This is a genomic window from Kitasatospora sp. NPDC091257, from assembly GCF_044757675.1.
GTDB lineage: Bacteria > Actinomycetota > Actinomycetes > Streptomycetales > Streptomycetaceae > Kitasatospora > Kitasatospora lactacystinica.
In genome coordinates this window covers 1-8,113 of sequence record NZ_JBIVVI010000308.1, presented here as the reverse complement: position 1 = coordinate 8,113, position 8,113 = coordinate 1, and the positions used below count along the sequence as shown (strand labels likewise).

The following is an 8,113-nucleotide window of genomic DNA, read 5'->3' as shown; positions in this document are numbered from 1 at the left end:
GGGGGGCTCCCGGACCGGGCCGGACGCCGGGTGGCTCCGCTCCTGGTCCTTCCTCCTTGTCACTCCGTGCGCAGCGCCGTGACCGTCCGGGTGCGGGCCGCCCAGGTGGCCGGGAGGGCGGCGCCGAGCAGGGCCAGCACCAGGCCGCCGAGTATCAGCGGCCCCGCCACCGGCGGGGCGAACACGGCGAGGTCGGCGTCCGGCACCCCGATTCCGGCGGCCCGGGCCATCGCGGGCATCACCTGGTGGTGCACCAGGACACCGATCGGGACTCCGATCAATCCGGCCGCCAGCCCGCTGCCGCAGACCGAGGTGAGCACCATGCCGACCGTCTGCCGGGGCGCCATCCCGAGCGCCTTGAGCACCCCGAGGTCGTGCACCCGTTCCCTGGTGTCCAGCAGCACGGTGTTGAGCACCCCGAGCCCCGCCACCACGGAGAGCAGCAGTGTGAGCACGCCCGCCAGGGTGTTCATCGCCAGCACCACGATGTTGAGGTGCTCCCCGCCGGGTTCGGCGCCCAGGCCCATCGGCTTCACGGCCTGGTCCAGCCCGTCGGCGTAGGACTGCGCGTCGGTGCCCGGGGTGAGGTCGATGTGGAAGGTGAGCGCCTCGGCGTGGATCGCGCCACCGAGCGGCGCCAGCGTGGCCCGGTCCGTGAACACCACGTCGTTGGTGGTCAGGACCTCGCCGGTGATCTTCGCCGGGGTGCTGCGGCCGTGGTCGGTGAGTGTGACGGTGTCACCGACCTTCGCCTCGTTGGCCCGCAGGTAGGCGGCGGCCACCACCACCTCGCCGGGGCCGTGGAACCAGCGGCCGGAGACCAGCTGGAAGCCGCTCCAGGAGGCGTCGCCGCTGAACGCGACCACCTCTGAGCGCCCGGTGTTCCCGGCCAGGGCGACCGGGGCCGGGGCGGTGCTGTACCAGGCGCGGGTGCCCGTTCGGGACTCGACGGCCTTGGCCACGGCCGCCTCGTCCACGTGGTCGACGGGCTGCGCGGCGCCCTCGATCGGGACCTGGACCACCACCTTGCCCGCGCGGTCGGCCGTCAGACCCTCCTGGATGGAGCTCAGCGAGAGCGTCAGACCGACGCAGAGGGTGACTCCGACCGTGCCGAGCACCACGGCGGCACCGGTGGTCGCCGAGCGGCCCGGCCGGTTGAGCGGGGAGGCCAGCCCGAGGCTGAACGCACGTGGCACCGGCAGCCGGCCGATCAGGTCCTGCGCCCGGGACAGCGGACCCGCCGCCCCCGCCCCGCCGGCCGTACGGCGGGCGGCCGCCCGCTTGGCGCCGGGAGCCGTCCGGCCGACCGCGAGTGCCTCCACCGTCCGCAGCCGCCCGGCCCGCAGGGCCGGTACCACCGCGGTGCCCGCCACGGCCGCCAGCGCCGCCACCGCGACCACGGCGTCCACCCAGACCGGGATGCCGAGCAGCCCGCCGCGCAGGGCCTTGTGGGCCAGCCCGAGGACCGGTACGGAGAGCAGGTTTCCGAGGAGCACGCCGAGCGCCGTGCCGAGCCCGGCGGGGATCAGCGCCTGGCCGACGTAGGCGCGTGCCACCTGGGCGGGGGTGAAGCCCAGGGACTTGAGGATGCCGATCCGCCGGGTGGCGGCACTGACGGCGCCGCTGACCACGACGCCGATGATCAGCACCGACATGGCCAGCCCGAGCACCCCGAAGGCCGTGACGAACGGGACGAAGGTCGAGGCCGTCCGGTTCGCCTCCTCCCGGGCGGGCCGGTAGGAGGTGACCGCGGCGAGCGCGTCGCCGGGGACGGCGGCGGCCAGCGCGGCGCGGTCCGCGGCCACCTCGGCGTCGTCGTCGGCGTGGGCGAAGCGGTAGAGGTACTGGACCGCGGGCGCCGTGCCGGGCGCCGCCAGCCCGGCCACCTGCTCCGGGGCGACCCAGCCGTCCGCGCTCCAGGAGACCGAGGCCGCCAGGCCGACGACCTTGAGCGTCGGGTGCCCCGGCCGGTCCGGGAACTCCATGCTGTCGCCGACCGCCAGCGGGGAGTGCCCGTCCAGGAACACCACCTCACCGGGGCCCTCGATCCAGCGGCCTTCGGTGATCCGCAGGCCGTCCAGTGGGCCGTCCTGGGCACGGCCGACCAGCGTCATCGGCGGCAGCGGGCTCCCGGCCGGCGGGATCCGGGTGTCGGGGCCGGAGCGCGGCTGGACGGTCACCGCCTGGTAGGGGCCGGCCGTGGCCGTCACGCCGGGCGCGTGGGCCGTCCCGGCGAGCTGGGCGGGGCTCGCTCTCTCCCGGTCGTACAGCACGTTGAGGTGGGCACCGCGCTGGTCCGCGAAGGAACGCTGGTAGGGGCCCTGGGCGGCGACCAGCAGCCCGAGCGCGAGGATGCACGCCGTCACGGACACCATCGTGGTGAGCACCATCACCAGGGTCTGCACCCGCCGGCGGCCGACCCCGGCGCGCACCACCTTGCCGAGCGCGCTCATCGGCCACCGCCCGGCACCGGCGCGGCCGCCGTGTCCCGGACCAGCCGGCCGTCGAGCAGTTCGATCGTCCGGTCGGCACAGGCGTCGGCGAGCGCGGTGTCGTGCGTGACCAGCAGGATCGTCTGGCCCTCCGCGTTGAGCCCGCGCAGCAGGTCGCGGACGTCGGCGGCCGAGGCGGTGTCCAGCGCTCCGGTGGGCTCGTCGGCCAGCAGCAGCGGCGGACGGTTCATCAGCGCCCGGGCCACCGCGACCCGCTGGCGCTCGCCACCGGAGAGCCGGCCGGGGAAGGCCTTGGCGTGCCGGGCCACTCCCAGCCGTTCCAGCAGTTCCCCGGCCCGGGCCCGGGCCGGCTCCCGCCGCATCCCCGCGAGCTGGGCCGGGAGCAGCACGTTGTCCTCCGCGGTCAGGTCGTCCAGCAGGTTGAAGAACTGGAACACCATGCCGATCCGCGCCCGCCGGTACTCGGCCAGCGCGGCCTCGCCGAGCCGGTGCACGGCGACGCCGTCCACCTCCACCTCGCCCTCGCTCGGGCGGTCGAGGCCGGCGACCAGGTTCAGCAGGGTGGACTTGCCGCTGCCCGAGCGGCCGAGCACGGCCAGCGCCTCGCCGGCCCGGACCTCCAGGTCGAGCCCGGCCAGGGCGGGACGGGCGGCGTCGGATCGGTCGTACGTCTTGCTGACGCCGCGGATCCGGATGATCGGCGCGTTCACGGGCCCTCCACGGTTCGGGGTCCGGCCCCGGGAACCCCGGGCCGGCTGACGGGACATGACGCTACGAATCCGCGGCGGGGTGCCGACAGCCGTCTGGACGGCCTCTGCGGGGTGTATCCAGATACACCCCGAACTGGGTGTTCAGGCCTAGAGCGCCGGGCGACCCGGACGGGCAGACTGACCCATCGAAAGATCGAAACCGGGGTCCGCGGGGCTTCCGGGCGACGGCTTCGGGTCCGCCGCTCCGGGCCCGGGGCTCCGAGGTCCCCGGACGGGGGCCGCGGAAGGGAGAGGGGGCGCGTCATGAACGCGGGAGTGCTGGAAGAACTGGCCCTGAGGGTCGGCCGGGCGTGCGCGGACGGGGTGCGGGCCTGGTACGCGGCGACGCTGGCCGTGACGGGCTTCCTCGCGCTGCTGGCGGGGCCGGTCCTGCTGGCCTCCGCGCTGTTCGGACCGGACGAGCCCCTGGACCTCCACCCGGGCGGACCGCTGATCCTGCTGGTGCCGATGGGGCCGGTCGCCCTCTGGGCGCTCTGCTGGGCCACCGGGGGCGGCGGCCGGGCGGTCGGCGCCGCGCTGTTCGCCCCGGGGGCGATAGCGCTGCTGGCGACGCACCTCTACGGGGGTGCCGCGCCCGGCGGCCGGTCCGGCTCGCTCTGGCTGGCGCCCTCCCTGCTGGTGCTCGGGCTGTTCGGGGCCCGCTGGGGCGCGACGGAGAGCAGGCGGACGGTCGGGAAGTGGAGCGGGCGGCCGATCCCGGTGCCGTACCGTCGGCCGGTCGGGGCCGGGCCCTGGCGACGGCTGCGCACCGGCGGCTGGCTCACCGACCCGGCGATCTGGCGGGACTTCGCCTGGACCCTGCTCACCGGCGCCGCCGTGCTGCTCACCGCCGCGATCGTCCTGCTGACCCCGGTCGCCCTGGAGGTCTTCGGCCGGAACGGCCGGTTCTTCGCCCTGGGCGTCGTCTACGCGATGGGTCTGACCGTCGCCCCGTTGGCCGTGCTGTGGGCCGCCCCACCGGTCCTGCGGTTCCACGAGAAGGCCGCCCGGGCCCTGCTCGGGCCCTCCCGGCGGGCCGAGCTCGCCCGCCGGGTCAGCCACCTCGCGCGGACCAGGGCGGACACCATCGACGCCGGCGCGGCCGAGCTGCGCCGGATCGAACGGGACCTGCACGACGGGGCACAGGCCCGGCTGGTGGCCCTGGGCATGCTGCTGACCGTGGCCGAGCAGCTGAAGGACGATCCGGACGCCCTCGGGCCGCTGCTGGCCGAGGCCCGGCTGTCCTCGGTGAAGGCGCTGGGCGAGCTGCGGGACCTGGTCCGCGGCATCCACCCCCCGGTGCTCGCCGACCGCGGCCTGGCCGACGCGGTTCGGGCGACGGCGCTGGACATGCCGCTGCCGGTCGGCTTCAGCGGCGACCTGCCCGGCCGGGTATCCGCCCCGGTGGAGTCGGCGGCCTACTTCGCGGTGACGGAGCTGCTGGCCAACGTGGTCAAGCACGCCGGGGCCTCGCAGGTGTGGATCGAGATAGGGCACAGTGACGGGCTGTTGCGGATATCGGTCACCGACGACGGGCGCGGCGGCGCCGACTCGTCCCGGGGAACCGGCCTCAGCGGAACCGAACGCCGACTGGCCGCCTTCGACGGGGTGCTCGCGATCAGCAGCCCGTCCGGCGGGCCGACCATTGTGAACCTGGAGATCCCGTGCGCGTTGTCATCGCCGAAGACCTCTTCCTCCTCCGGGACGGCCTGACCCGGCTGCTGGAGGCCAACGGCATGAAGGTCACCGCGGCGGTGGAGGACGGAGAGCAGCTGCTCGCCGCGGTGGCCGCGGACCGCCCCGACATCGCCGTGGTCGACGTCCGGTTGCCGCCGGGCTTCACGGACGAGGGGCTGCGGGCCGCGCTCGCGGCCCGCCGGGCCCACCCGGGCCTGCCCGTCCTGGTGCTGTCGCAGTTCGTGGAGCAGCTCTACGCGCGCGAGCTGCTCGCCGGCAGCACCGGCGGGATCGGCTACCTGCTCAAGGACCGGGTGATGGACGGCACCCAGTTCATCGACGCCGTCCGGCGGGTCGCCCAGGGCGGCACCGTCATGGATCCGGAGGTGATCACCCGACTGCTCACCCACAACTCCTCGGCCGGCCCGGTCTCCACCCTCTCGCCGCGCGAGCGGCAGGTGCTGGCGCTGATGGCGGAGGGCCGGTCCAACGCGGCGATCGCCCAGCAGCTGGTGATCACCGAGCGGGCGGTCGCCAAGCACACCGCGTCGATCTTCGTCCGGCTCGACCTCCAGCCCTCCGATGACGACAACCGTCGGGTCCTGGCCGTCCTGGCCTACCTCAACAACTCCTGAAAGGAGCCGCCATCGCCCGCGCTCGGCACCCACTCCGCACAACTTGATAGATCACCGACAAGTGGCGAGTTGCCCTCCGCTGCACGGGGCTCGCCTGCTCCAGAACGGGTCAATTAGGCTGGTGAGGTGCTCATCCTTGTTCGCCGCCGCCACGTGGACCTGCTCCGCGTGACGACCATGTCCTGTCGACGCTCCGGCTGAACCTCGCGCCACCCACCCTCACCGGCGACCCCTGCCCGGCCGCCACCACCTCCCGGCTCCCCGAGCACCCGCCGCACCAGGCGCTGCTCCGGCCGTCCCCGGTCGACCACCGGGACCAGCCGGGACGAGACCCAGCGGATGTCACACATGACGCAGCAGTACACGCCCATATCCGAGACCGGCACCGACTCCGCCCCGGCGGACGCCCTCCCGGTGATCGACCTGTCGCTCGCCGACGGCAGCCCGGAGGACCGTCGCCGCCTGCACGACGAGCTCCGCGACGCGGCCACCGGCGTCGGCTTCTTCCAGCTCGTCGGCCACGGTGTCACCCCGGACGAGACCACCGCACTCGCCCGGGCCATGCGCGCCTTCTTCGCACTCCCCGAGGCCGACCGGCTCGCCGTGAGCAACCTCAACTCCCCCCACTACCGGGGCTACACCCGCACCGGCGACGAGCGCACCGGCGGCAGCCAGGACTGGCGCGACCAACTGGACATCGGCGCCGAGCTGCCCCCGCACGTCCCCGGCACCGGCGAGCCCCCGTACTGGTGGCTGGAGGGGCCCAACCAGTGGCCCGAGGCGCTCCCCGAGCTGCGCACCGCCGCGCTCGGCTGGATCGACCACCTCGGCGGGGTCGCCCGCCGCCTGCTGCACGAGCTGCTCACCGCGATCGGCGCCCGCCCCGACTTCTACGACGAGGCCTTCGGGGGCCACCCCCACCTGCGCCTCAAGCTGGTCCGCTACCCCGGCAGCGCCCCGGACGGCACCGGCCAGGGCGTCGGCACCCACAAGGACTACGGCTTCATCACCCTGCTGCTGCAGGACACCGTCGGCGGCCTCCAGGTCGAGCGCGCGGACGGCACCTTCCTGGACGTCCCGCCGCTCGACGGCGCCTTCGTCGTCAACCTCGGCGAGCTGCTGGAGGTGGCCACGGACGGTTACCTCAAGGCCACCAGCCACCGCGTGGTCAGCCCGCCCGGCGCCCGCGAGCGCTTCTCGGTGCCGTTCTTCTACAACCCCCGCCTCGACGCCCACATCGAGCCGCTCGACTTCCCGCTCGCCCACCACGCCCCCGGCGCCACCGAGGACCCGGCCAACCCGCTCTTCGCCGACTTCGGCCTCAACGAGTGGAAGGGCTACACCAGGGCCCACCCCGAAGTCACCCGCCGCCACCACGCCGCCCTCGCCTGACCCACGCGGCGCGGAGCCCGCACCGCGCCGATGCTCCCCACCGGCAGCCCTCCGGCCCGGGCGCCCCGCGCGGGGTGCCCGGGCCGGCGGGGCCCGCCGGCCCAGCGCTGTCGGAGCGGCGGCAAGACCGACACGGTCGACACGACCGACATCACGTAGAGGATCGCCGGCAGCGCCCCGAGGCGGAGACGAGCGTGCTCGCCGAGGCCCTGGTGGACGTCGGACTGCTCGTCTCCCCCGCGCCCCGCCGGTACGCCTACCCCCACGACCTGCTCCGCCGCTACGCCCGCGGCCTCACCACCGGACGCCGACCGCCCTCCTGAGCCGGTGCACCGATGGACCCGGAGTGACGGGCACTGTCACACTGCTGCTGTCACAGCAGGAGTGTGCCAGCGCGGGAGGCGGCGGGTGGGGGAGCACGGCGGGGTGGGGGTCGGGTTGCGGCTGACGGTGGACGAGCTGGCGGCGCGGGCCGGAGTGACGGTGCGGACGGTGCGGTTCTACGGGACGAAGGGGCTGCTGCCGCCGCCGGAGCTGGGGCCGCGGCGGGTGGGGCTGTACGGGGCGGCGCACCTGGACCGGCTGGAGCTGATCGAGGAGTTGCAGCGGCAGGGGCTGACGCTGGCGGCGATCGAGCGGTACCTGGCGCGGTTGCCGCAGGACAGCTCACCGCTGGACCTGGCGATCCACCGTGCGCTGGTGGCGTCCTGGACGCCGGAGGCCCCGGAGGAGGCCACCAGGGCTCAGCTGGAGCGGCGGGCCGGGCGGGGGCTGACGGAGGAGCAGGTCGGGCGGCTCGCCGCGATGGGGGCGCTGGAGCGGACGGGGGATCCGGAGGTGTTCCGGGTGGATCCCGGACTGCTGCCGCTGGGCGTGCGGATCCTGGACGTGCCGATCCCGTTGGAGACGCTGCTGGCCGCCCGGTCGGTGGTCGTGGAGCACAGCCGGGCGACGGCCCGGGAGTTGCAGCGGCTGTTCCGCGAGACGGTGTGGAAGCCGTACCGGGAGAGCGAGCCCGCGCCCCAGGAGCTGGCCCGGATGCGGGCGCTGACGGACCACATCCAGCCGATGGTGGCGCAGGCGCTGGTCACGGCCTTCCAGCGGTACCTGCGGGAGGAACTGGGCGAGGAACTGCGCCAGGAGCAAGGGCAGGAACAGGAGCAGGCCCAGGCCCAGGAGCAGGTACAGGCGTAGGGGTACGGGTAGG

General features: G+C 74.9%; 7 protein-coding genes. 5 read left to right on the top strand and 2 right to left on the bottom strand.

The features are described from left to right. Positions 1–59: 59 nt before the first annotated feature. Positions 60–2,453, bottom strand: a complete 2,394-nt coding sequence (locus ACIQOV_RS16635; protein WP_401049162.1) for an FtsX-like permease family protein — start codon at positions 2,451–2,453, stop codon at positions 60–62. Continuing rightward, the gene (locus ACIQOV_RS16630) at positions 2,450–3,163 is read right to left on the bottom strand and encodes an ABC transporter ATP-binding protein (protein ID WP_401049160.1); all 714 of its coding nucleotides are present in this window, start codon (positions 3,161–3,163) and stop codon (positions 2,450–2,452) included. Before ACIQOV_RS16630 ends, ACIQOV_RS16635 begins: the two co-directional genes overlap by 4 nt. Before the next feature lie 303 nt (positions 3,164–3,466). Between ACIQOV_RS16630 and ACIQOV_RS16625 the strand changes: the two genes are divergently transcribed. From ACIQOV_RS16625 to ACIQOV_RS16605, 5 genes are all read left to right on the top strand, one after another. Beyond that, a complete protein-coding gene (locus ACIQOV_RS16625; protein WP_401049158.1) occupies positions 3,467–4,915 on the top strand; it encodes a histidine kinase in 1,449 nt (482 codons plus the stop codon). Next, positions 4,867–5,514 carry a response regulator gene (locus ACIQOV_RS16620; RefSeq protein WP_380538753.1) on the top strand — a complete coding sequence of 216 codons (648 nt, stop codon included), beginning with the start codon at positions 4,867–4,869 and terminating at the stop codon, positions 5,512–5,514. Before ACIQOV_RS16625 ends, ACIQOV_RS16620 begins: the two co-directional genes overlap by 49 nt. A 348-nt stretch (positions 5,515–5,862) precedes the next feature. Further along, the gene (locus ACIQOV_RS16615; protein ID WP_401049156.1) at positions 5,863–6,906 is read left to right on the top strand and encodes an isopenicillin N synthase family dioxygenase; all 1,044 of its coding nucleotides are present in this window, start codon (positions 5,863–5,865) and stop codon (positions 6,904–6,906) included. A 194-nt stretch (positions 6,907–7,100) separates the two neighbouring features. Next, entirely contained in the window at positions 7,101–7,229 is a 129-nt protein-coding gene (locus ACIQOV_RS16610; protein ID WP_401049155.1) for a hypothetical protein, read from the top strand. 85 nt (positions 7,230–7,314) lie between these two features. Continuing rightward, the gene (locus ACIQOV_RS16605; RefSeq protein ID WP_401049153.1) at positions 7,315–8,100 is read left to right on the top strand and encodes a MerR family transcriptional regulator; all 786 of its coding nucleotides are present in this window, start codon (positions 7,315–7,317) and stop codon (positions 8,098–8,100) included. The last annotated feature ends 13 nt before the right edge of the window (positions 8,101–8,113 follow it).